We start from the raw sequence: 23820 nt of genomic DNA, 5'->3' as shown, positions 1-23820 counted from the left end.
TTGTCCGTACCCCAGGTCGGTCGGGTCCGAGAACTCACGCTACTGCACGGACCCGACCGATCACGGAACTCCAGGTCAGCGCGAAGCAACCAGCTCGGTGTCCTTCGATTCGGCGGCCTCGAGCTCCCGAACCAGCGGCAGCACCTTCGCCCCGAAATACTCGATCTCCTCCTGGAAGTGCAGGAAGCCCCCGAGAATCAGGTCGACGCCGCGCCGACGGTAGGCGACGATTCGCTCGGCCACCTGCTCCGGCGTGCCGATCAACTGCGTCTTGAAGCCGTCGTTGTACTGAACGAGGTCCTCGAACGTCGAGTCCGCCCACATTCCCTTCTTGTCGCCCGTCGCATTGCCCGCCTGCTGCACCGCGCTCCTGAAACCTTCGACAGCGGGCTTGTTCGCCTTCTCGATGATCTCGCGCAACGTGTCTCGGGCTTCCTTCTCGCTGTCTCGCGCGATGATGAAGCCGTTGAGCCCGAACTTCACCTCACGCCGGTGATCACGTGCCACGCGTCGGAGGTTGTCGAGTTGCTCGGTGACGCCGTCGAAATCCTTGCCGTTGCTGAAGTACCAGTCCGAGTACCGTCCGGCATTCTCCTGCGCTGCAGACGAATTGCCGCCCTGAAACAGTTCGGGGTTCGGCCGATCGGGAGTGTTCAGCGGTTTGGGCTTGAGGGTGAAGTCGTGGATCCGGTAGAAGTCACCGCGGAAGTCGACGTCGTCCTCGGTCCAGATCTTGCGCAGCACCTGCAGGAATTCTGCGCTGCGACGGTATCTTTCGTCGTGCTCGAGCCATGGCTCACCGAGGTGGGTGAACTCGTCCTTGAACCAGCCACTGACGACGTTGACGGCGAATCGGCCGTTCGACAGGTGATCGGCCGTTGCGCCCAGCTTGGCCAATACTGCCGGCTGCCAGAGCCCCGGATGCACGGCGGCAATGACTTTGAGTCGTTCGGTTGCCAACAGCAGTGCAAGCGAGAAACTGGTCGACTCGTGCTGGAACTCGGCCCCGTAACTGGCCTCGTAGCGAACCTGGCTCAGGGCGTACTCGAAGCCGTTGTTCTCGGCAGTCTGCGCCAGCTTCTTGTTGTATTCGTAATCCCAACTGGTGCGCTGCTCGATGGTGCTGGTGACCAGACCATCCGAGACATTGGGTACCCAGTACGCGAATTTGATTGCGTCGGTGATTTTTTCGGTGCTCATGTGTGCGTCATCCTTCGGCGGATCAATGTGCCATCCACGCGCTCAGACGGCGTGAATGTCACATTCATCCGGAAATCGGGGGTCGGATCGGGGCCGGAGAGAGAGGGATTACGAGTACCAGGTGGGCTCGGGCAGCTCGCCGGTGAGAACCCAGCGTCCGACCTCGCGTCGCTTGTACGCGACCGGATCGTGCAGGGTGTGTGTGCGCACGTTGCGCCAGAAGCGGTCGAAGCCGTACTTGCTGGCGGTCGCCCGCGCGCCGAGCGCCTCGAACACCGTCGAGGTGATCTCGAGCGAGACCTCGGTGGCGCGAGCCTTGACTGCGGCCACCCGAACCTCGTGCTCACCGCGCTCCTCGGCGGTGACGTTCCAGGCGTTGTCGTGAATCTTCTGTCCTTCCAACGCAACTGCGTCGGCGAGGGCTTCGACGGCCCAGAGCTTGGAGGTCAGATCGCCGTAGATGTCGATGATGTACGGCTCGTCCACGGCCTTGTCCACTGTGCTGTGCAGCCACGCGCGGGTCTTGTCCTTGGTGTACGACGCCGCCTCTTCGAGGGCACCTCTCGCGATCCCGAGGTAGAAGTTGACGAACACCAGTTGAATTGTCGGGACGTTGAGGGTGTTGTAGACCCGCGGCTGAAAGGCCTTGTCCACGAACCCTGCTGCGCTGGCCCAATCGACACGAACCTTGTCGATGGTGACGCTGCCGCTCTCGGTCTGACGCTGGCCGATGTTGTCCCAGTCGTCGTGGAAGGACAAGCCCTCGATGTTCGACGGAACGATCGCGAACACGTGATCGGTGCTGCCCTCGAGTGCTCCTTCGAGCACGGTGACGTCGGAGACGCGGCTGCCGGTGGAGAAGGTCTTGGAACCGTCGAACACGATGGTCTCGCCCTCGTCGGTGACAGCGACGTCGTTGTCCCGCGGGTTGACGGCACCGCCGAAGAACCACCTGTTCTTGGTGGCGTCTGCCTCGACCGCCTCGATCTGCTCGGGGGTGCCGACCAGCCGGGCGGCCCAGAACCACAGCAGGTGATACCCGAGCAGCTGGCCGATCGAGCCGTCGGCCTTCGAGACGGTGCGAATGACCTGATACGCCGTCGGCCAGTCCTGGCCGCCGCCGCCGTGTTCGACGGGGCCGAGCAGCGTGACCAGACCTGCGTCCTTGAGCAGCTGCACCTCGGCAGTCGGGACTTCACGCCCCTTGTCGCGAGCGACGGCATCGACCGCGAGGAGTTGAGCCACCTCACCCGCGCGGGAAATCCATCCGGCCGCAGTGGTGGGCGCGTCGGGCCAGTTCTTGGTGAGAGCACGATTCTCGGTGGTTGTCATGAGGCCCAGTGAAGTCCCACGTCGACCCGATGAACACACTTCGATTCAGCGAGATTTTAAAGCTGCACAAACGGTCCGATTCGAACCCCGAAAACATGCTCGCGGACAGATAGTTCCGATTTGTAACGACTCACGACATCCGGCGATTAATGTTGTGCACATCACAAACCGGCGGGTCCGAGCGCTCGCCCTCCCCAAGGACGTCCCCTATGCGCAAGTCACTCTTCGCCACCGTCGCCGCCGCCGGTGCCCTCGTTGCTGCCGTCATCTCCCCCGCTGTCTCGAATGCCGTACCCACCAATGTGACGTTCACCGTCACGGGAGGTGCACTCACGATCACAGCCCCGACATCCCAGGCGCTGACCGTCACCGGTAACACAGCGAGCGGAGGCATCACCCCTGTCGTCGTGTCCGACCAGCGACTCGGAATCAATGGCTGGACGGCGTCGGCGATCAGCACCGCGTTCGACAAGCCCGCGCCGGACCCCGCGTCCATCCCTGCGACCGCAGTCACCTATTCCGCACCGCTCCTGCCTGCGCGTACAGGCGTCTCGACGGTGGCCGGAATACTGGTTCCTCAGACCATCGACTCCAACAAGCCTGTGGTCACCGCGACGGCAGTCGTCGGAGCGAACACCGCTACCTGGACCGGCACCGTCTCCGTCGCTTTGCCCAGCGATGTCGTGGCCGGTACGTACACGGGTGTTGTCACGCATTCGGTCGCCTGATCTGTACATGTCACTTCATCGGGGATTGGCTGCCGGAGTCCTCACCGCGCTGATGTTCGCCTCGGCGTTCGTCACGCAGGCTCCGGCGGCCGCTCAGCAACCGGCCGAACCGACACCGGTGGGCAGCGTGGGTATTCGCTTGCTCGAAGCGCCGGTGTCCTTGCAGGACGATCCGCGTGCGCTGGCGTACATCATCGACAACCTGCCTCCTGGGACCACGATCACCAGACGAATCGAGGTCAGCAACAGCAGCGATCAAGAGCAGCCGATCACCCTGTACCCCGCTGCCGCATCGATAGGAGCTGACGACTCCGGCTTCGAGGTGGGTGACGACCGCGCTGTCAACGAGCTCACGACATGGATGTCGGTGACGCCGACAGACCTCACGCTGGCTCCGAACTCAGCGGCCGAAGCGGTCGTCACCATCGCAGTTCCACCCGACGCCGCCGAAGGCGAGCAGTACGCCGTCGTGTGGGCGCAAACTGCCGGTGCCCCAACCGGAACGGGCATCCAGAACGTCAGCCGCGTGGGTATTCGTACGTATCTGTCGGTCGGACCCGGCAACGGCCCGGCTGCCGACCTGGAGATCGGCGATGTCACCGCGTCACGCGACGACTCGGGCGCGCCGGAGATCGTTGCCGCCGTCTCCAACACCGGCGGGCGGGCCCTCGACCCGAGTGGAACCGTGGAGCTGTCGGGTGGTCCCGGCGGCATTTCGACTGCGCCGGTGAAGGGTTCGGGCGGATCAATTGCGCCAGGGCAAACGGGAAGTGTCACCTTCACGCTGGACCCTGCGCTCCCTGCTGGTCCATGGCAGGCAGCGGTCACCATCACGAGCGGGTTGGTGAGCAAGACTTCCGGCGTCGAGTTGACGTTCCCGGATCAGGGCTCGGTGGCGGCGGAGGAAACATCGTCGGACTCCGGCACTCCGGTGTGGATCTGGGGACTCGCCGCGCTGGTTGTCGTCGCGATCGGCGTTGCGGTCGTCGTGATGACGCGGCGGCGACAGGTCGGTTGAGATGCGACGTCTCGCGCTAGCGGTCGGGTGGGCGATGGTTCTTGCAGCCACCGCCCACCCGGCGGCGTCTGCGCAACACTTGGCGGATCCGCCTGCAGCCGAACAGAATTGCGTCGTCGCACCGACGACGACCACAAGTCCCGTTCCGACCACCACGGCGGTTCCGACGCCGGCATGTACGAGCACCGAGACCTCGGCCGCCTCCGCTTCTCCAGTGCAGAGCGCCACCACGGACGCTGCGGCACCATCCACGACCACGACCACGACCACGACCACGACCACGACCACGACGGATGCTGCGACCAGCACACCGACCGAAACATCGAGCGTCGTACCGACTTTCGAGATTCCCACGACGGGTCCAGCCGTGTCGCCGACCACCGCGGCGGCTTCGTCTCCGCCCGCCTCGACGTCGACGACCCTCGCACCCCGCCCGGCCGCGAAGGCCGCAGCACCGGTCGCCGCCGCGGACAATCTGCTCAATCTGCAGGTGCCGTCTACGATGACGGGATCATCGACCGTCGCACCCGGAGCGACGTGGACGGGAACCATCAGCATGACGGTGCTGGGCGTCGGATTGGCCGGGTGGAAATCCGACGTCAGTTTGTCGAACTTCCGAGGCTCGTCCACCGGCCTCACCTTGACGCCGACGTCGGCGACCTACAGCGCACCCTCGTCGGCCTGCACGGCCGGTGTAAGCGGGAACTCCGGTGCAGTGAGTGTCGGATTGACCGCTCAGCCCACCGTCGCCAAAACCGGCGGCGCGCTCTGTCTGACGAGCTGGACATCGACAGTGTCGGTCGCCGTTCCAGCGACGGGAGTCATTGCCGACACGTACACGGCAACGCTCACCCATTCGATTTACTGAGCAACGGTCATTCGCGCAGGATCTTCTCCATTTTCTTACCCTTGGCCAGCTCGTCGATCAGCTTGTCCAGGTAGCGGATCTTCTGCATCAGAGGGTCCTCGACATTCTCGACGCGGATGCCGCAGACCACTCCGGTGATCAGCGTCGAGTTCGAGTTGAGGTCCGCCGCCGCGAAGAAGTCGTCGAACGTCGTCTCGGCCTCGAGATGTCTATCGAGGGTCGGCTGATCGAACCCGGTGAGCCACCGGATGATCTCGTCGACCTCGGCTTTCGTCCGACCTTTGCGTTCGGCTTTGTTCACGTAGTGCGGATAGACCGAGCTGAACGCTGTGGTGAAGATCCTGTGCACGCGGATCAATCTAGACCCATCCGCGTCAATGTGACATTGCACCGCCCAGACGCATGCAGTGGTCCATTGACGCGGAGCAGGGGCATACGAAAAAGCCCGCCACCGAAATCGGTGGCGGGCTTCTTCAGATGCGAGTCCTACTTGACGGACAGCGATTCCAGGATTTCGCGTGCGAGTGCAGCGGTCTCGGACGGCGTCTTGCCGACCTTGACGCCTGCGGCCTCGAGTGCGTCCTTCTTCGCCTGCGCCGTTCCCAGCGAGCCGGAGACGATGGCACCTGCGTGGCCCATGGTCTTGCCCTCGGGAGCGGTGAAGCCTGCGACGTAGCCGACGACCGGCTTGGTCACGTTGGCCTTGATGTAGTCGGCTGCGCGCTCTTCGGCGTCGCCGCCGATCTCGCCGATCATGACGATGACCTTGGTGTCGGGATCCGCTTCGAACGCCTCGATGGCGTCGATGTGGGTGGTTCCGATGACCGGGTCGCCGCCGATGCCGATGGCCGTCGAGAATCCGAAGTCGCGGAGCTCGAACATCATCTGGTAGGTCAGCGTGCCGCTCTTGGAGACCAGGCCGATGGGGCCGGTTCCCGAGATGTTCGCGGGCGTGATGCCGACGAGAGCCTCACCGGGAGTGATGATTCCGGGGCAGTTCGGGCCGATGATGCGGGTCTTCTTGCCCTTCTCCACGTTGTAGGCCCACGCGTACGCGGAGTCCTGCACGGGGATGCCCTCGGTGATGACGACGAGCAGCGGGATCTCCGCGTCGATCGCCTCGACGATGGCGTCCTTGGAGAATGCCGGCGGCACGAACGCGATGGACACGTCGGCTCCGGTCTTCTCCATGGCCTCGGAAACCGAAGCGAAGACGGGCAATTCGATGTCGTTGCCCTGTGCGTCGACGTGCTTGACCGTGGTTCCGGCCTTGCGTGCGTTGACGCCGCCGACGACCTGGGTGCCGGCCTTGAGCATCAGGGCGGTGTGCTTGGTGCCTTCGCCGCCGGTGATGCCCTGGACGATGACCTTGTTGTCCTTGTTCAGAAAGATTGACATTGTTTCCTCTACTTCGCTGCCAGCTCGGCGGCCTTGTCGGCGCCCTCGTCCATGGTTCCGGCGAGCGTCACCAGCGGGTGCGCGGCGTCGGCGAGAATCTTGCGGCCCTCTTCGACCTTGTTGCCGTCGAGACGGACGACCAGCGGCTTGTTGGCGTCGTCGCCCAGCTTCTTCAGCGCGCCGACGATGCCGTTGGCCACTGCGTCGCACGCGGTGATGCCGCCGAAGACGTTGACGAACACGCTCTTGACCTGCTCGTCGCCGAGGATAACGTCCAGGCCTGCGGCCATGACCTCGGCCGATGCGCCGCCGCCGATGTCGAGGAAGTTGGCGGGCTTGACGCCGCCGTGTGCCTCGCCCGCGTATGCGACGACGTCGAGGGTCGACATGACCAGTCCGGCACCGTTTCCGATGATGCCGACCTGTCCGTCGAGCTTGACGTAGTTGAGGTCGTTCTCCTTGGCCTTGGCCTCGAGGGGATCGGCTGCGTCCTTGTCCTCGAACTCGGCGTGGCCGGCCTGACGGAAGTCTGCGTTGGCGTCGAGCGTCACCTTGCCGTCGAGGGCGAGGATCTGATCGTCCGGGGTGCGAACCAGCGGGTTGACCTCGACCAGGAGAGCATCTTCGTTGATGAAGACCTCCCACAGCTTCTGGATGGTCACCGCAGCGGCGTCGAGCACCTCGGCGGGAAGCTTGCCCTTTTCGGCGATTTCACGAGCGAAAGCAAGGTCGACGCCCTTGACGGCATCGACCGGGATACGTGCGAGTGCGTCGGGGTTCTCCTCCGCCGTCACCTCGATTTCGACGCCACCCTCGACCGAACACATCGCGAGGTAGGTGCGGTTGGTGCGATCGAGCAGGAAGGAGATGTAGTACTCCTCGGCAATGTCGGACGCTTCTGCAACGAGAAGCTTCTTGACGACATGGCCCTTGATGTCGAGTCCGAGAATCGCTTCTGCGTTCTCGGTGGCTGCTGCGACGTCCTTGGAGTACTTGACGCCGCCGGCCTTGCCGCGGCCGCCGACCTTGACCTGTGCCTTGACCATTACTGGCTTGCCGATTTCTTCGGCAATCTCTGTTGCTCCGGCGACCGTGTCGGTAACACGGCCTGCGGAGGTGGGTACGCCATGCTTGGCGAACAATTCCTTCGCCTGGTATTCGAAGAGATCCATCAGCTCACCGTCTCGTCTACGTTGACGCCCGCTCCGTCGGGTGTGAGCGGGTCTGAGCATGGACTTTATCCAGGTGCCTCGACGGCGTATCGGGCGCATGCATGCTATGTGGCTTATCTCACCGCTACCGGCTCGTTGAAACGGGCGTCACCGATCTGCGCGGCGGGCCGAAAGTGCCGCCGCGACAGCGAGAACGAGGATTCCCGCCACCGACGGCAGCACGCCGGGTCCCATCTCGGGATCGGTGGCGCGCGCGGATGTCAGCGGCCAAGACGACAGATGCACGATGCCCGCGACGGCTGCGGCAGCGAGCAGGACGGCACCGCGAGCGGACCTGGCACGCGCAGCCACGACGGCTGCGACGATCACTCCGACGGCGAGCAGCATCTGCCCCCAGGTATCCCAGCCCCACGGAAATTCGGTGACGGTCGCGGCCGTCAGGTCGCTGCCGCGATACAGGGGCAGCGCCAGTCCCACCGCCAGAAGTACGGCTCCGATCGATCCGGTACCGAGCACCACACCATCGGTCGAGGAGTCCTGGGACGTGTCGACATCGTCGCGCTCGGCAGATCCGGCGAACAGAGCCAGCACTCCGGCGGCAGCCGCGGCAACGACGCCTGCGATGATCCCCAGCGCGCCGACGCCGGTGCTCACACCCTCCACGTCCTCGGCGAGCACCACCGACTGGAGTACCGCCGCCGCAGCGGCAACCGCGCCGAGCCAGAACATCGACACGAACGGTCGCGCGGTCGAGGCGAACTCGGAGAACAGCAGCGGCACCGAACCCAGAATCATCACGAACCCGGCGACCAACACCACGCGAGTGGCCAATATCTGCGGCGCGGCGATCCCCGAGTCGGTCTCCAGAATCGGCAGCAACGATCCGAGAACGAACAGCACACCGGACAGCACGCCTGCAGTTCCGGCTGCCGCATGCCACCGCGTCGTTCCGGGACCGGAGACACCGCGGACACCGCGCGAACCCGTCTCGCGCTGCTGCGCTCTCTCCAGTGCTCGACGGTCACGCGCCGCGGCGACGGGCGCGAGCAGTGCGCCACAGATCAGCAGTCCGAGCCCTGCGACCGTCCCCAGATATGCACCGAGTCCGGCATCCACCCGGTCACCGGTACCGAGGCCCGCGAGCAGGCCGACCCCGGCGAATCCGAGCACCCCGAGCCCGGCTCCGACGGATGCGCCCGACGCCACCTGCGGCGACAGTGCGGCCAACGCCGATGCGGCCACCACGAGCGCTGCGATACCGACAACTGCGGAGCCCACCGCGACGAACACCGGCGACTCCACCACTGCCGTCACGATCACGACCGGATCGGACGAGCGGTACAGCGAGGCGAACGCTGCAACGGCCGCAAGCACACCGAACGCGCCGAGCAGCCCGGCGAGCATCGGCCCGACGCGCCCCGCCGCCGCCCGTCCCACGTGTTCGGAATACACCGAGTGGCCGTACCCGTCACCGAGCCCGGCGCGATGCACTGCGGACCACCCCGCAACACCCGCCAGAACCGACACAGCGTGACCGACGAGCAGAACATAGGCGCCCGGGGTGGCGTCGAGCATCGCGGCGCTCAGCGGGCGGAAGAGCTCGAGCCGATTCGCGTCGATGGGATCGGACAACAGAGCAACGTCGAGCAGTGTGAATCCGAGCGCCACCGCGCCGTATCCGGCCAGCAGGGCCGCCGCAAGCTCGACGCGTTTGCCCGCAAGGCCCACCGCGGCTCCGATCACCACGAGAACGGGGACGGCACCGGCCAGGATCGCGGCCACTACTGCCCCGTCACCCACCGGCGACCCGTCGGCGCTGCGGACGACGCCGATCAGTTGGGCCGCGACCGTGGCAATCGCAGCGATCAGAGCGAGTACGACGGCAAGCGCGCCGCGCGGGGTGGGCGACGGATCGTCCGCTCGGCCGAACCCTCCGTCCTGAGGTCGGATCCGTTGCGGTTCCGCTCGCTCGGAGCCGCGGGCGGACGAGTCGTCGAAGGTGGGAGTCGGCACTCGGATCACGGTATCGGCTCGATCGGTGCGAGAACCGTTACTGTCGCCGTGTGCCGTCCACGGGTTCTCGTGTCCGATTACGAATGTGGCCCGTCACGACATAACCGCTGGTCGACTTGTGAGCCATCTCACATATCCCGCCGGTTTCGGCTGTTAACTTGCGCGCCCCGCAATCATTTCGTTACCGTCTGCCGAGTCTTTCAGTAACGGCCAGGTCACGGATAACGGAGGTTGTAGGTCTTGCAGCAACACCGTGCGTCCTTCACTTCCAGCCGGTTCTCTCGACCCACGGCCGACGACGCAACCACGGTCTACAGCTACGAGCCCATCTCCGAACCCGCCGAGGACAACAGCGCGTACGACGCGTACTCCTACCCCGCGTACCAGTACGCCGAGGCCGAGTTCGTCGAGACCGCGTACATCGCAGCCGACGAGTCTCCGACCGTCGTCACCTCGTACGCCACCACCGCAGACGCCACCCCCGTGGCCCGTCGCGGAGGCGCACACCGCATCCCCCTTCCTCCCACCGCACTCAAGGGCCGAGCTGCCGTTCTCGCAGTCGCCGCAGGTGCGGTAGTCGCAGCAGGCCAAGCCGTCGTCAACGACGACTCACCCGCCGCAGTCGCCACCTCCGAGTACGCCCTTGCCGCAGGTGAAGCACCCGCCGCCGCAGCAGTCGCGGCCACCACCACGCCGCAGACCACCGACATCGAAGCCGACTCGTCCAGCGCGACGCCGTCGGAAGCACCGCAGATCCTTAGTATCGCTGCACCGGTGGATCTGAGCCAGTTCAACGACCTGCTCGCCAAGGGCCAGCGCTTCAGCGAAGAGCGTGCCGCACGCGAAGCCGCTGCCCGCAGGCCCCTGTTCGCACTTCCCGCGCAGGGCACCTACACCTCCAACTTCGGCACCCGCTGGGGCGTACTCCACGCCGGCGTCGACGTCGCCAATGCCATCGGAACTCCGATCTACGCCGTCGCCGACGGCAAGGTGATCGACTCCGGTCCGGCCGCAGGCTTCGGCATGTGGGTTCGCATTCAGCACGCCGACGGCACGATCACCGTCTACGGCCACATCGACACCTCGACCGTCACTGTCGGCCAGGACGTCATGGCAGGCGATCAGATCGCGACCATGGGCAACCGCGGCTTCTCCACCGGACCGCACCTGCACTTCGAGGTCCACCTTCCGGGCGAGGTCAAGATCGACCCGCTTCCGTGGCTCGCTTCCCGAGGCATCTCCCTCGGCCCCGAGATGGACTGAATTCTCGCTCGTCGCACAACAAGCCGGACCCCGCTTTCGCAGGGCCCGGCTTTTTCGTGCGCTGGAAAAACTCAGAGCTTGGTCATCGGGACGCCGCCGATGAGCATCATCTTCACGCGGCCGGCGGAACCGAAGTCGATCAACACCATCGCCTTGACTCCGGCACCGGTCGATTCCAGCACCGTGCCCAGGCCGTACTTGTCGTGGCTGACTCGATCGCCCACAGCGAGAACGAGATTGGAGTTGCGGCCCTTGGCGGCACCGAAACTGGGAGTCGAACTCTGCCCGCGATTCGACGATCCGCCGTACCCGCCCGAGCCGTAACTGTTCGATCCGTATCCGCCACCCGAGCCGTAACCTCCGGATCTGCCGCCGCCGATGGCTCGGCCTCCCCCGGTGCCCGGATCCTCTCGTCGCCAGTCGATCAGGTGCTGCGGAACTTCCTGCAGGAAGCGCGATTCCGGGTTGGCGATGGGCTGGCCCCATGCCGAGCGCATGATCGCGCGCGTGAGGTAGAGCCGCTGTCGCGCACGGGTGATGCCCACGTACGCCAGGCGTCGTTCCTCGGACAGTTCGTTGGGATCGCCGAGCGCCCGCATGTGCGGGAACTGTCCGTCCTCCCAACCGGTCACGAAGACGACCGGAAACTCCAGACCCTTCGCGGTGTGCAGCGTCATCAGCGTCACGACGCCGGTGCCCGAATCGGGGATCTGATCGGTATCGGCCACCAGTGAGACCCGTTCGAGGAACGCCGCGAGCGACCCCGGCTCGGCCAACCCGTCGACGCCACCGTCCTCGTCGCCGCTCTCGTCGTCCCCGGTTTCGAGCGCCTCCGCCGCCACCGCGGCCTGATTGCGCGCCTCGGAAGTGAATTCTCTTGCAACGCTGACAAGTTCGTTGAGGTTGTCGAGGCGCGCACCGTCCTGCGGGTCACTGCTGGCTTCGAGCTCGGCACGGTAGCCGGTGCGGTCGAGAACGGCTTCGACGACATCGCCGATGTCTGCGATGTCGTTGCCGTCCCCGTCGGTCGCGGTGAGCACTGCACGGAGTTCGTCGAGCAACTCCATGAACTGCGCGATCAACTTCTGCTGACGCGAGTTGAGCAGCGCCACCTTGCCTGCGGCCGCGTCGTGCAGAGCGCGCGAGAAGCTGATGTCGCGCTGCTCGGCGTGCACGGCGACACAGGCCTCGGCGCGATCGCCGATCCCCCGGCGCGGAGTGTTGAGGATGCGCCGCATGCTGACGGTGTCGTCCTCGTTGGAGAGCACGCGCAGGTACGCAACGAGGTCACGGACTTCCTTGCGCTCGTAGAACCGAACACCACCTACGACCTTGTACGGCAGACCGAGTCGGATGAAGATCTCTTCGAGCGCACGCGAGGAGTTGTTGGTTCGGTAGAAGACCGCCACCTCGTCGAAGCGCACGTCTCCGCCGTCGACGAGTCGGTCGATCTCCGAGGCAACGAACGACGCCTCGTCGTGCTCGTTGTCGGCAACGTAACCGACGATCAACTCGCCTTCGCCGGTGTCGGTCCACAGCTTCTTCTCGCGTCGGCCGATGTTGCGCGAGATCACCGCGTTGGCGGCCGAGAGGATGTTCTGCGTCGACCGGTAGTTCTGCTCGAGCAGGATGGTGCGAGCGTCGGGATAGTCGCGCTCGAATTCCTCGATGTTGCGGATCGTGGCACCACGGAATGCATAGATGGACTGATCCGCGTCACCCACAACACACAGCTCGCCCGGTGCAACGGTGCCCTCGAGTGCGCCGTCGGCGTCGGGGGTGCCGACCAGTTCACGAACCAACATGTACTGGGCGTGATTGGTGTCCTGGTACTCGTCGACCAGAACGTGTCGGAACCTGCGTCGGTAGTACTGCGCCACCTGGGGGAAGGCCTGCAGAATGCCCACCGTTTCGCCGATGAGGTCGTCGAAGTCCATGGCGTTGGCCGCCCGCAGCCGCTGCTGGTAGATGCCGTAGACCTTGGCCACCAGCCGCGGCAGCTCGGCGGGATCGCCGTCGGCGTCCTCCGCCGCCTTGTCGGGACCGATCAGCTCGTTCTTCAGGTTCGAGATCGCCGTCGAGAGCAGCCGCGCCGAGAACTTCTTGGTGTCGATCTGCAGGTCCTTGGAGATCATCGTCAGCAGCCGCCGAGAGTCGTCCGCGTCGTAGATGGAGAAGTTCGAGTTCAGACCGGGCAGCAACGCAGCCTGCGCGCGCAGAATCCGCACACAACTCGAGTGGAACGTCGACACCCACATGGCGTTCGCTCGCGGCCCCACGAGTCCGGCGACCCGCTCACGCATCTCGGCAGCGGCCTTGTTGGTGAACGTGATGGCCAGAACCTGGCCGGGTGACACTCCACGCTCGGCGAGCAGATACGCGATGCGACGCGTCAGTACCGCCGTCTTGCCCGACCCGGCTCCGGCCACGATGAGCAGCGGAGATCCGGTGTGCACAACGGCCTCACGCTGCTGAGGATTGAGCCCTTCCAGCAGTGTGTCGGACGAGGTGTTCTGTCGGGATTGGAGGCCCTGGAGGAATGTGTTCATCGTCTGGTCAGGTTACCGGCGCGTACCGACAAACCCACATCCCGTGGTCGTCGGCCGAACCGACGACTTTTCAGGACGGTTGACCCGTGGCACACTGGATCGGTGATCGAAAAAACCGTACGTCATCGCTTGCGTCGGGTCGGCCGCTGTTCGGCCACGCGTGCAGGAGCCTGTCGATAGACGCAACGCCCCCGGTTCCGGACGGGAACCGAACGATCGGCGATGCAGTTCCGAATACGAAAGGCGTAACGGTGACGGACGACGCAACGATCCAAGATGTGACCCGAGGAGAGACGATGGCCATGACGACGAAGATCGACTCAGAGACCGCATTGCCCACCAGCGAAGCCGAGATCAACGACCTGCGCCAGGAAATCGACCGCCTCGATGCCGAGATTCTCGCCGCGGTTCGACGTCGCTCCGAGGTCTCGCAGATCATCGGACGCACCCGCATGGCCTCCGGCGGACCGCGCCTGGTGCACAGCCGTGAGATGAAGGTTCTCGAGCGTTTCAGCAGCCTGGGCCAGGAAGGCCACACGCTGGCCATGCTCCTGCTCCGCCTCGGCCGCGGTCGTCTCGGCCACTGATTTACCCAGGTCGGGCGCGCCGCGTGCGCACCCGACCTGCGTTCGTTCACTTCAGAGCGATGTACTTGGTCTCGAGGTACTCCTCGATTCCCTCCGATCCGCCTTCACGGCCGAATCCCGATTCCTTCACCCCACCGAACGGCGCAGCCGCGTCCGAGATCACTCCGCGGTTGACGCCCACCATGCCACTGTCGATGGCGTCGGCCACCCGTAGCGCACGATCGAGATTCTCGGTGTAGATGTACGACGCCAGGCCGTACTCGGTGTTGTTCGCAGCGTCGATGCCTTCCTGCTCGGTGTCGAAGCCGACGATCGGAGCCACCGGCCCGAACACCTCTTCCTTCAGGATTCTCGCGTCGGTAGGCACGTCGGTGAGAACGGTCGCCGGGTAGAAGTAGCCGTCGCCGCCCGGCGCAGTGCCCCCGAGTTTCACCGTCGCGCCCTTGGCCACCGCGTCGTCGACGAGTTCCTGCACGGTTTCGAGTTGGTCGGCGTTGATGAGCGGTCCGAGTTTCGTATCGGGGTCGACGCCGGGGCCGAGCTTCATCTCGGCCATCTTCGCCACGAGCTTGGTGGTGAACTCCTCGCGCACGCTGTTGTGCACGTGCAGACGGTTCGCCGCGGTGCAGGCCTCGCCGCCGTTGCGCATCTTGGCGAGCATTGCGCCGTCCACCGCGTCGTCGATGTTCGCGTCGTCGAACACCACGAACGGCGCGTTGCCACCGAGCTCCATCGAGGTGCGCAGCAGCCGAGTCGCGGACTTCTGGACGAGAGACTTGCCGACGCCCGTCGAACCGGTGAAGGTGAGTTTGCGCATCCGCGGATCCTCGATGAGGGGTCCGGTGACGTCGCCGGACTTCGACGTCGTCAGCACCGAGAGCACACCTTCGGGCAGGCCGACCTCGTCGAAGATCTGAGCGAGCAGCAGCATCGTCAGCGGGGTCTCACGAGCGGGCTTGACGACGATGGTGCAGCCGGCGGCCAGAGCGGGCCCGATCTTTCTGGTGCCCATCGCCAACGGGAAGTTCCACGGAGTGATCGCCAGTACCGGCCCCACCGGAGCCTTGGTGACGAGGATGCGTCCATTGCCCGCCGGGGCCGGGGTGTAGCGACCGCCGATGCGGACTGCTTCCTCGGCGAACCAGCGGAAGAACTCGGCACCGTACTTCACCTCGGCCTTGGATTCGGCGAGGGCCTTACCCATCTCCAGGGTCATCAGCAGCGCGATGTCGTCGGCACGTTCGGTGACCTTCTCGAACGCCGCTCGCAGAATTTCACTGCGCTCGCGGGCAGGTGTTGCCGCCCAGCTCTTCTGCGCCGCCGCCGCTGCGTCGAGCGCTTTCATCGCGTCGGCGGGCGAGGCGTCGGCCACCTCCGTCAGGGGCCGCCCGGTGGCCGGATCGTTCACCGGGAACGTCTTACCTCCTTCGGCGTCGACGGCCTTGCCGCCGATCCACAGTTTTGCCGGAATCGATTCGATCAATGCACGTTGGTCCATACCGTCCATGATGCCTCCGCAGCGCCCGGCGCAAACGAGAACGACGCGCGCGCGACTGGGCACGGGATTACTGTTGGTTCGTATGAGCGTCGATATCACCGGCACGGATGCCTGGCAGAAGCTGACCGAACACCATTCCGCGATCGCCGAAACTCATCTTCGGCAACTGTTCGCCGATGACGCCGACCGAGGCCGTACGTTCACCCTCGAGGCCGCGGATCTGCACATCGACTACAGCAAGCACCGCATCACTCGCGAGACCGTCGAGTTGCTCGTCGAACTGGCCCGCACCGCCGATGTCGAAGGCAAACGCGACGCCATGTTCGCGGGCGAGCACATCAATACTTCCGAGGACCGCGCCGTGCTGCACACTGCGCTGCGTCTGCCTGCCGACGCGTCGTTGACCGTCGACGGCCAGGATGTCGTCGCCGATGTACACGAAGTCCTCACGGCCATGGGCGAATTCACCGATCGAGTACGTTCGGGCGAATGGGTCGGTGCCACCGGCGAAAAGATCTCCACCGTCGTCAACATCGGCATCGGCGGATCCGACCTCGGACCGGTCATGGTCTACAACGCGCTCCGGCACTACGCCGACGCGGGTATTTCCGCGAAGTTCGTCTCCAACGTCGACCCCGCGGATCTCGTCGGTGCGCTAGACGGACTCGACCCCGCGTCGACGCTGTTCATCATCGCGTCCAAGACGTTCTCCACCCTCGAAACGCTGACCAACGCCACCGCGGCCCGGCGCTGGCTCGTCGACGCTCTCGGTGAAGATGCCGTCGCCAAGCACTTCGTCGCCGTGTCCACCAACGCCGAGCGGGTTGCGGACTTCGGCATCGACACCGCCAACATGTTCGGTTTCTGGGATTGGGTCGGCGGACGCTACTCCGTCGATTCGGCAATCGGGTTGTCGGTCATGGCCGTTGTGGGCAAGGAGGCGTTCGGCGAGTTCCTCGACGGCTTTCATCGTATCGACGAGCACTTCCGGTCGACGCCGCTGGCCGAGAACGCGCCGGTTCTGCTCGGCCTCGTCGGCATGTGGTACAGCTCCTTCTTCGGCGCGGAAACCCGTGCGGTGCTGCCGTATTCGAATGATCTCTCCCGTTTCGCGGCATACCTGCAGCAGCTGACCATGGAGTCCAACGGCAAGTCCGTCAAGGCCGACGGCTCCCCCGTCACCACGCCGACCGGCGAGATCTTCTGGGGCGAGCCGGGCACCAACGGCCAGCATGCCTTCTACCAATTGCTGCATCAGGGAACACGTTTGGTGCCCGCGGACTTCATCGGATTCGCCGAACCCACCGACGATCTGCCCACCCGCGACGGCACCGGATCGATGCACGATCTGCTGATGAGCAACTTCTTCGCGCAAACCAAGGTGCTCGCGTTCGGCAAGACCGCCGAGGAGATCGCCGCCGAGGACACCCCGGCAGATGTGGTGCCGCACAAGGTGATGCCCGGCAACCGCCCGTCCACCTCGATCCTCGCCCCCAAGCTCACGCCGTCGGTGGTCGGTCAGTTGATCGCCCTGTACGAACACCAGGTCTTCGTCGAAGGCGTCATCTGGGGAGTCGACTCCTACGACCAGTGGGGCGTCGAACTGGGCAAGACCCAGGCCCTCGAACTGACGCCTGTCCTCACCGACGCCGAAGCCCCTGCCGCACAATCGGATTCATCCACCGATGCACTGGTGCGCTGGTACCGATCACAGCGGGGTCGTTCGGCCTGAGGGCCGTAGGCGGATCTACGGCCCCAGTAGGAATCCACGCACCCTGCAGGCGGTGCGGATTCCCGGACGGGCCGTAGATTGCGCTCAGCGGATCCAAACAGGTCAGCCGTGCGTCCAATCGAGCATGGACTTCGACCAACGTGGGCTCTTCACCCGTGCCGATGCACTCGCGTCGGGCTTCACCGATGATGACCTTCGACGGGCACGCGCACACAAGTCCATCGTTGCAATCCGCAGAGGCTGGTTCGTTCGAGAGGATGTTCTCGCGACACTGGACTCTGAGCAGCAGCATGCGCTCCTGGCTCAGGCGACCTATGTCGATTGCGGCGACGACGTCGTACTCAGTCATGCATCCGCGGCGGTGGTTCTCGGACTCGACGTGTGGAACTTACCGCTGGACACGGTGACGATGACCACGCGTCGCGGCCACTCGGGCAAACGAAGTCGACGCCGGTTCCTTCACGGCACCGATCTACTCGACGACGAGTGGCTTCATCTCGACGGTATGCGGGTCACCCGCCCAGCGCGCACAGTCGTCGACGTCGCCAGGACTCATCCACTCGACGTTGCGGTGTGTCTCGGTGATCGGGCATTGCGGCACGGCCTCACCACGATCGACGAACTCGAGAAATCGTGCGATGCGGCGCAACACCGAAGCGGTGCTGGACGCGCTCGACGAGCTATCGGCGCGATGAGTGCACGCAGCGACAGTGTCGGCGAGAGTAGATCGCGACTGATCCTGCAGACAGTGTCGACTCCGCTGTCCAATCAGACGATCTTCGACGACGGCGGTCGACGCATCGCCCGTACCGACTTCCTGTTTCCCGACCTGGCCGAGGTGATCGCCGAGTTCGACGGGGAAAACAAGTACGGTCCGCAGCCACGGCAAGCAATCATCGCAGAGAAGAATCGCCACAACCGGCTCGCCGAGCAGGGCAGGACCGTCTTCAGATTCGACTGGCGGGACTTGTCGACTCCGCATGTCATCATCGACAGGCTCCATGCTGCCTATCGGCGTGCGTTGCTCCTCGGCCCGCCGAGTGGACGGTACGCCGAACTCCCCCTCCCCGCGGCTACGGCGCTCGTTGGAATATGCGCACCCTACAGGCGGTGCGAATTCCCACGAGGGGCGTGAATCCCCAGCATCACACCCGAGCCAAGACCGCCGCCGTATCGACTCCCGTCGGCAGGGTGCCGAAGGCGATGCCCCAGTCTCGGTCGAGTCGACTGGCGCAGAAGGCATCGGCGACAGCGGAATCCCCGTACATCACCAGTTGCGCGCCCTGAAAGGTCAGTGCCATCAGTTCGACGACTCGGCGGGCCCGGTATTCCATGTCGGAGGTGTCGGAGAGTTCCTTGCCGACCCGCGCGATGGCGTCGTCCAGGCGAGAATCCGCGCCCGCCGCCTGGCCGATCTCACCGAAGAACGCCTCGACACTGTCGGGTTGACGGGCCAGTGCCCGCAGGGAATCGAGTGCGGCGACGTTGCCCGATCCTTCCCAGATCGACATCAGCGGCGATTCGCGGAACAGCCGAGGCATTCCCGATTCCTCGACGTAGCCGTTGCCACCGAGACATTCGAGGGCCTCGGCGGCGTGGGCGGGAGCTCGTTTGCACACCCAGTACTTGGTGACGGCCAACGCGATTCGGCGCAGTGCGCTCTCCCGCTCGTCGCCGCGGGCCGAGCCGTCGGTGGCCTGAGCCAGGCGGATCATGGCGGCGGTGGCGGCCTCGGATTCGACGGTCAGGTCCGCCAGGACGTTTCGCATCAGCGGCTGATCGACCAGTGCGGCCCCGAACGCAGCCCGATGACGCGCGTGATGAACTGCGCGCACCGTGGCGTTGCGAATTCCGGCCGCCGACCCGATGACGCAGTCCAACCTGGTCATGTTGACCATCTCGATGATGGTGCGGACCCCGCGCCCCTCTTCGCCGACGAGCCAGCCGGTGGCCCCGTGGTATTCGAGCTCCCCGGATGCGTTCGACTTGTTGCCCAGCTTGTCCTTCAAGCGCTGCAGCATCATTCGGTTGCGGGTGCCGTCGGGCAGTACGCGCGGCAGCATGAAGCACGAGAGTCCGCCGGGTGCCTGCGCGAGGGTGAGGAACATGTCCGACATCGGTGCCGACGTGAACCACTTGTGGCCGACGATCGAATAGGTGCCGTCCGACGACGGGGTGGCCGTGGTGGTGTTCGCGCGAACGTCCGAGCCGCCCTGCTTCTCCGTCATCGACATACCGGCGATCAAGCCGCGTTTGCCAGACGGTTCGCGCAGACCGAAGTCGTATTCCCGCGACGCCAGCAGCGGCTCGTACTGTGCAGCCAGAGAGGGGTTGTGCCGCAACGCCGGAACGACGGCGTAGGTCATCGAAATGGGGCACATGTGCCCGGCCTCGGCCTGGCCCCAGACGTAGAACTTGGCGGCACGGGCGACGTGTGCACCGACGCGGTCGTCGGTCCATGGGGTGGCGTGCAGTCCGTGCTCGACGGCAACGGTCATCAGATCGTGCCAGTGCGGGTGGAATTCGACCTCGTCGATTCGGTGCCCGTAGCGATCGTGGGTTCTCAGCACCGGCGGGTTCTCGTTGGCGAGCCTGCCCCACTCCTGGGCTTGCACACCACCGGCGAGCGCCCCGAGCCGGCCGACCTCGTCGAGTGCCCAGCCTGCGCCTGCCCTCGTCACGCCGTCGAGCAACGACGGGTCCGCGGAGGTGTCGTAGGGCGTCAGGTCGATGGCCTGGTTGAATACCTCATACGTGTCCATCTCGAACTCCTAACGCGCGCAACGACAATGCAACGAGACTGGGTACTGGATCCACCGATTCGTGCGAGGACAACGGGCCGACCATCACTTCGCCGACGGCACCGACCAGCGCTGCTGCCGAGATGGCCGCGTCCTGCTCGGGGATCTCTCCGGCGTCGATGCCCGCCACGATCGCGTCGGCGAAGGCGTCGGTGAACTTCTGCCGGAACACCAGACGCTCGGCGTCCACGGCCGGGTCGACCGGTTCGGCCAGCAGGGCGTACGCCATCGTCCGGTTCTTCAGGGCGCGTCCGGCGAATGTCTGCACCACTGCGGTCACTCGCTCGACGGCGCTGCCGTGCTCGCACGCGGTGACCACCGCGGCGACCTCCCGACTGCAGACCTCGCGAAAGATCGCGACCACCAGATCTGCTTTCCCCTCGAAATGGGTGTAGACGCTGCCCGAGGACACTCCTGCTGCCGCGGCGACCGAGGCCACCGACAGGCCTGCATATCCCTGCGTCGAGAGGATCTCGATGGCGGCGGCGAAGAGCTTGTCGCGACCGGCGTCGAGCCTGGCCTGCACTGCTGGGGTTCGTCGATACGGCACGCAAGGATTGAAGCACTGATTCATTGCTTCACGCAAGAGAACTCGAGTAACGTTCACTGACATGTCGGTACGGATCGAGCGATCAGGCCCCGTCACCACCATCGTCCTGTCGCGCCCCGAGGCACGCAATGCCGTCGACGGCCCCACCGCCCAGGAGTTGATCCAGGCGTTCGAGGAGTTCGACGCCGACGAATCAGCCTCGGTGGCAGTGCTGTGGGGCGAGGGCGGCACGTTCTGCTCGGGAGCCGACCTGAAAGCACTGGGCACTCCACGCTCGAATCACGCGACCGAACACGGGGACGGCCCGATGGGCCCGACGCGAATGCGGTTGTCCAAGCCCGTCATCGCCGCCGTGTCGGGATACGCCGTCGCGGGCGGACTGGAACTCGCGCTGTGGTGCGACCTCCGCATCGCCGAGGACGACGCCACGTTCGGCGTCTTCTGCCGACGCTGGGGAGTTCCGTTGATCGACGGCGGCACAGTGCGATTGCCGCGCATCGTGGGCACGGGCCGAGCGATGGACATGATCCTCACCGGTCGCGCTGTCGACTCCGAGGAAGCGTTGAACATCGGTCTGATCACCAGAAGGGTTCCGGTGGGTCGAGCCCGGTCGGAAGCGGAGGCGTTGGCTGCTCAACTCGCCCTGCTGCCGCAGACGTGCATGCGAGAGGATCGACTGTCCCTGCTCGAACAGGACGGTCTCGACGAGGAGACCGCCTTGCGGAACGAATTCCGACACGGTGCCATCTCGATCAACGCCGACGCGCTCAGCGGCGCGAGCAGGTTCGCTTCGGGGGCGGGACGACACGGCACCGCGAGCCCGTGAAATCCACCCGCCTGTCGGTGATCGACGAGATCTTTCTCCGGACCCACCGCGGCTACGGAATTCCCATTGCCCTCCAAGGTATCTGGCGCACCACCGAGACGGTGAGCCGAGCAGAACTCGACCGGATCCACGACGAGCTGGCCGTCGGGCAGCTCGGCCGTCGAGTCGGCAAGCCCCGCATACCCGGAGCACGGCTTCGATGGGACATCTCGTCCGCGACGCTTCCGCTCGTCTACGCCACCGACCCGGTCGACGACATCATCGGATGGGCCGATACGCAGGCAGACGTTCGACTCGACCCGCAGTACGGGCCCGGCTGGCGGTTGACGGCCGCGCCCGTTGCACACGGCGGCACCGTGCTGTCTCTGGTGTGTTCGCACGCGCTGGCCGATGCCAGGGAACTGATCGACTCTGCCGCTCGCGCCTTTTCCGGATCGGCACCCGCGCCTGCGCTGCATCCGGGCTCGGATGTGAAGGACGCGATCTCGATGATCGTCACCGTTGCCCTGCGATCCATCGCGGCGACGGCCAGATTGTGGGTCAGCAGGAAGGCCCGCGCCGAACTGCGGGCGTTCACCACCGGCGACCCCGGCGGTATCGCGCCACACCACGCACACGGGATGCAGTCGGTGATCGTGGATATCGATGCTGCGGAATGGGATTCGACGGCGCGACGCGTCGGTGGATCGGCCAATTCGCTGTTCGTCTCCATCGTCGCCGCCACGATGAGCGAACTCGGGTCACCCGCGGTGACCGTCGACATTCCTTTTCGCACCGGGTCCGGTGATGCCAACGCCATCGGCATGGCCACCGTCGCCGTCCGTGGAGACGACTCGCCCGCGGCCATCCGAGCAGCGTGCAAGGCGGCGTTCGGCAAACCTGTCGGGGCCCCGGCAGGCTATCCACCCGAGATCGTCCAGCTGCTCCCCCACCGTCTCGCCGCGAAGCTGACGTCGACCCCGGGCCGCGGAGAAGTGTTGTGCTCCAACATCGGCGACATTCCCGACGGCATCACCGCACTCGGCTCCCACCGATCGTGCGGACTCGCGACCCGCGCGATTCATCCGAACCCGTCGGGCGCGCTGTCGACGATCAGGATGTCGACCTACCTCTCCCGACTGGACGGCAACTACACACTCTCGCTCGTGTGCACCGACAACGCCCTGGCGGGATCGACCGCCGAGCTCACCGCGGCCGTACATCGAGCCCTGGCGACACGGAACCTGGCCGCCGAACCCTGGTAGGTCTAGCGTTGTCGCCATGAACGAGCACGATATCCACACCAAGATCCAGCAGCTCATCGCCACCGAGCACAAACTTCGCACCGAGACCCAGTCGGGCGATATCGACCCGGACACCGAGAAGGCTCAACTGGCATCCCTCGAGCACGCCCTCGACCAGTGCTGGGACCTGCTCCGCCAGCGCCGGGCGCGCATCGACGCAGGCCAGAACCCCGACACCGCAACCGCCAACAGCATCGACCAGGTCGAGGGGTACCTGCAGTAACCCCGGCCCTGGAGCTACACCAGTCGATCCGTCAGCACATTCGGCAGGAACCTCAGCGCCGCGTCGATGCCCCGCCACTTGAGTCCGGGTAGCGCGGCGCGGCGGGTCTCGCTCTCGATGGCGTCGACCATCGCCGACACCCCCTCGTCCAGAGTGGCTGTGAGAGCGGCACTGTCGCCCGCATTGGCGGACATGTCGGTGGCGATGAACCCGGGTAGCAGGGTGGTGACGGTGATGTCGGTTCGCGACAGTTCCGTGGCCAACGATTCACCCAACGACGCCACTGCCGCTTTGCTGGCCGAGTAGGTCGCCTTGGCCCCCGGCAGTCCCCGGTCGGCGCTGATGGACGAGACGAACACCAGGTGCCCGCGTTTCTGCTCACGAAAGATCGACAGTGCGGCCTCGGCCTGCGACAGCGCTCCGATGAAGTTCGTGTGCGCGGTCTGCAGGTTGGCGTCGGCGCGGCCGGTTCCGATCTTCGCGCCCTTGCCGAGACCGGCATTGACGATCACTCGATCGAGGCCGCCCAATTCGTCTCGCAGTTTTCCGAACACCTCACCCACCGCGTCGTGATCGGTGACGTCGAGTGCTCGGACCACCACGGTGATGTTCGGGTTGTGGTGCATCAGCTCCGCACGAAGGTCGTCCAGCCGCTCGACCCGCCGGGCGCAGAGCGCCAGATCCCGGCCCATGCCTGCGAACCGTCGCGCCATTTCCTCGCCGAGCCCCGAGCTCGCTCCGGTGATCAGAATCTTGTTCCGAGTGGTCGCCATAAGCGG

The 23820-nt window shown here is 65.3% G+C and carries 21 protein-coding genes; 10 read left to right on the top strand and 11 right to left on the bottom strand.

The window, feature by feature from the left end; all coding sequences use genetic code 11:
• Nucleotides 1–75: 75 nt before the first annotated feature.
• Together sfnG and CH276_RS07660 are read right to left on the bottom strand one after the other, a co-directional pair.
• The gene (sfnG, locus tag CH276_RS07665) at nt 76–1200 is read right to left on the bottom strand and encodes a dimethylsulfone monooxygenase SfnG (RefSeq protein ID WP_094631217.1); all 1125 of its coding nucleotides are present in this window, start codon (nt 1198–1200) and stop codon (nt 76–78) included.
• Nucleotides 1201–1308: 108 nt separating this feature from the next.
• Nucleotides 1309–2532 carry an acyl-CoA dehydrogenase family protein gene (locus CH276_RS07660; RefSeq protein WP_176459154.1) on the bottom strand — a complete coding sequence of 408 codons (1224 nt, stop codon included), beginning with the start codon at nt 2530–2532 and terminating at the stop codon, nt 1309–1311.
• Between the two features lie 209 nt (nt 2533–2741).
• Between CH276_RS07660 and CH276_RS07655 the strand changes: the two genes are divergently transcribed.
• Genes CH276_RS07655 through CH276_RS07645 form a run of 3 tightly spaced genes read left to right on the top strand, consistent with a single transcriptional unit; the run spans nt 2742 to nt 5146 of the window.
• Nucleotides 2742–3260 carry a hypothetical protein gene (locus CH276_RS07655; protein WP_094631216.1) on the top strand — a complete coding sequence of 173 codons (519 nt, stop codon included), beginning with the start codon at nt 2742–2744 and terminating at the stop codon, nt 3258–3260.
• 7 nt (nt 3261–3267) lie between these two features.
• Nucleotides 3268–4278, top strand: a complete 1011-nt coding sequence (locus tag CH276_RS07650; RefSeq protein ID WP_094631215.1) for a hypothetical protein — start codon at nt 3268–3270, stop codon at nt 4276–4278.
• A gap of 34 nt (nt 4279–4312) precedes the next feature.
• Nucleotides 4313–5146, top strand: a complete 834-nt coding sequence (locus CH276_RS07645; RefSeq protein WP_141214676.1) for a hypothetical protein — start codon at nt 4313–4315, stop codon at nt 5144–5146.
• 7 nt (nt 5147–5153) lie between these two features.
• Here the strand turns inward: CH276_RS07645 and CH276_RS07640 are convergent, their stop codons facing one another.
• The 4 genes from CH276_RS07640 to CH276_RS07625 form a co-directional block, all read right to left on the bottom strand.
• On the bottom strand, nt 5154–5495 hold the full coding sequence (locus CH276_RS07640) for a DUF2200 domain-containing protein (RefSeq protein ID WP_094631213.1): 342 nt from the start codon (nt 5493–5495) through the stop codon (nt 5154–5156).
• A 137-nt stretch (nt 5496–5632) separates the two neighbouring features.
• Nucleotides 5633–6544 (bottom strand): succinate--CoA ligase subunit alpha, encoded by a 912-nt coding sequence (sucD, locus tag CH276_RS07635; RefSeq protein WP_032381720.1) that lies wholly within the window; start codon nt 6542–6544, stop codon nt 5633–5635.
• Between the two features lie 8 nt (nt 6545–6552).
• A complete protein-coding gene (sucC, locus tag CH276_RS07630) occupies nt 6553–7716 on the bottom strand; it encodes an ADP-forming succinate--CoA ligase subunit beta (RefSeq protein WP_032395771.1) in 1164 nt (387 codons plus the stop codon).
• A gap of 147 nt (nt 7717–7863) precedes the next feature.
• Nucleotides 7864–9729: a hypothetical protein gene (locus CH276_RS07625; protein ID WP_094631212.1), complete on the bottom strand. Its 1866-nt coding sequence runs from the start codon at nt 9727–9729 to the stop codon at nt 7864–7866.
• A 240-nt stretch (nt 9730–9969) separates the two neighbouring features.
• On the opposite strand from CH276_RS07625, the gene CH276_RS07620 reads away from it, so the two are divergent.
• Nucleotides 9970–10992 carry a M23 family metallopeptidase gene (locus CH276_RS07620; RefSeq protein ID WP_094631211.1) on the top strand — a complete coding sequence of 341 codons (1023 nt, stop codon included), beginning with the start codon at nt 9970–9972 and terminating at the stop codon, nt 10990–10992.
• Nucleotides 10993–11063: 71 nt separating this feature from the next.
• Here the strand turns inward: CH276_RS07620 and CH276_RS07615 are convergent, their stop codons facing one another.
• A complete protein-coding gene (locus CH276_RS07615; RefSeq protein ID WP_032395773.1) occupies nt 11064–13541 on the bottom strand; it encodes a UvrD-helicase domain-containing protein in 2478 nt (825 codons plus the stop codon).
• Nucleotides 13542–13837: 296 nt separating this feature from the next.
• On the opposite strand from CH276_RS07615, the gene CH276_RS07610 reads away from it, so the two are divergent.
• On the top strand, nt 13838–14128 hold the full coding sequence (locus tag CH276_RS07610) for a chorismate mutase (protein ID WP_032396247.1): 291 nt from the start codon (nt 13838–13840) through the stop codon (nt 14126–14128).
• Nucleotides 14129–14174: 46 nt separating this feature from the next.
• Here CH276_RS07610 and CH276_RS07605 read toward each other — a convergent pair whose 3' ends face one another.
• A complete protein-coding gene (locus CH276_RS07605; protein WP_094631285.1) occupies nt 14175–15626 on the bottom strand; it encodes an NAD-dependent succinate-semialdehyde dehydrogenase in 1452 nt (483 codons plus the stop codon).
• Between the two features lie 82 nt (nt 15627–15708).
• Between CH276_RS07605 and pgi the strand changes: the two genes are divergently transcribed.
• Both pgi and CH276_RS07595 read left to right on the top strand, forming a co-directional pair.
• Nucleotides 15709–17358: a glucose-6-phosphate isomerase gene (gene pgi, locus CH276_RS07600; protein WP_094631284.1), complete on the top strand. Its 1650-nt coding sequence runs from the start codon at nt 15709–15711 to the stop codon at nt 17356–17358.
• A gap of 124 nt (nt 17359–17482) precedes the next feature.
• Nucleotides 17483–18493 (top strand): type IV toxin-antitoxin system AbiEi family antitoxin domain-containing protein, encoded by a 1011-nt coding sequence (locus CH276_RS07595; RefSeq protein WP_094631210.1) that lies wholly within the window; start codon nt 17483–17485, stop codon nt 18491–18493.
• A gap of 10 nt (nt 18494–18503) precedes the next feature.
• Here CH276_RS07595 and CH276_RS07590 read toward each other — a convergent pair whose 3' ends face one another.
• Nucleotides 18504–20120: an acyl-CoA dehydrogenase family protein gene (locus CH276_RS07590; protein ID WP_094631209.1), complete on the bottom strand. Its 1617-nt coding sequence runs from the start codon at nt 20118–20120 to the stop codon at nt 18504–18506.
• Nucleotides 20107–20709 carry a TetR/AcrR family transcriptional regulator gene (locus tag CH276_RS07585; RefSeq protein WP_094631283.1) on the bottom strand — a complete coding sequence of 201 codons (603 nt, stop codon included), beginning with the start codon at nt 20707–20709 and terminating at the stop codon, nt 20107–20109. The genes CH276_RS07590 and CH276_RS07585 overlap by 14 nt, the downstream gene beginning before the upstream one ends.
• Nucleotides 20710–20770: 61 nt before the next feature.
• On the opposite strand from CH276_RS07585, the gene CH276_RS07580 reads away from it, so the two are divergent.
• Genes CH276_RS07580 through CH276_RS07570 form a run of 3 tightly spaced genes read left to right on the top strand, consistent with a single transcriptional unit; the run spans nt 20771 to nt 23041 of the window.
• A complete protein-coding gene (locus CH276_RS07580; RefSeq protein WP_032395775.1) occupies nt 20771–21535 on the top strand; it encodes a crotonase/enoyl-CoA hydratase family protein in 765 nt (254 codons plus the stop codon).
• Nucleotides 21532–22779 (top strand): hypothetical protein, encoded by a 1248-nt coding sequence (locus CH276_RS07575; protein ID WP_094631208.1) that lies wholly within the window; start codon nt 21532–21534, stop codon nt 22777–22779. The genes CH276_RS07580 and CH276_RS07575 overlap by 4 nt, the downstream gene beginning before the upstream one ends.
• A 16-nt stretch (nt 22780–22795) precedes the next feature.
• Nucleotides 22796–23041: a DUF2630 family protein gene (locus tag CH276_RS07570; RefSeq protein ID WP_032395777.1), complete on the top strand. Its 246-nt coding sequence runs from the start codon at nt 22796–22798 to the stop codon at nt 23039–23041.
• A gap of 14 nt (nt 23042–23055) precedes the next feature.
• On the opposite strand, the gene CH276_RS07565 is transcribed toward CH276_RS07570, so the two are convergent.
• Entirely contained in the window at nt 23056–23814 is a 759-nt protein-coding gene (locus tag CH276_RS07565) for an SDR family oxidoreductase (RefSeq protein ID WP_032395778.1), read from the bottom strand.
• Nucleotides 23815–23820 lie beyond the last annotated feature (6 nt).

Origin of the sequence: Rhodococcus sp. 06-470-2, assembly GCF_002258235.1 — a bacterium.
Taxonomy (GTDB): Bacteria; Actinomycetota; Actinomycetes; order Mycobacteriales; family Mycobacteriaceae; genus Rhodococcoides.
Note: the sequence above shows the minus strand (reverse complement) of the source record. Positions and strands in the feature narration are given on the sequence as shown.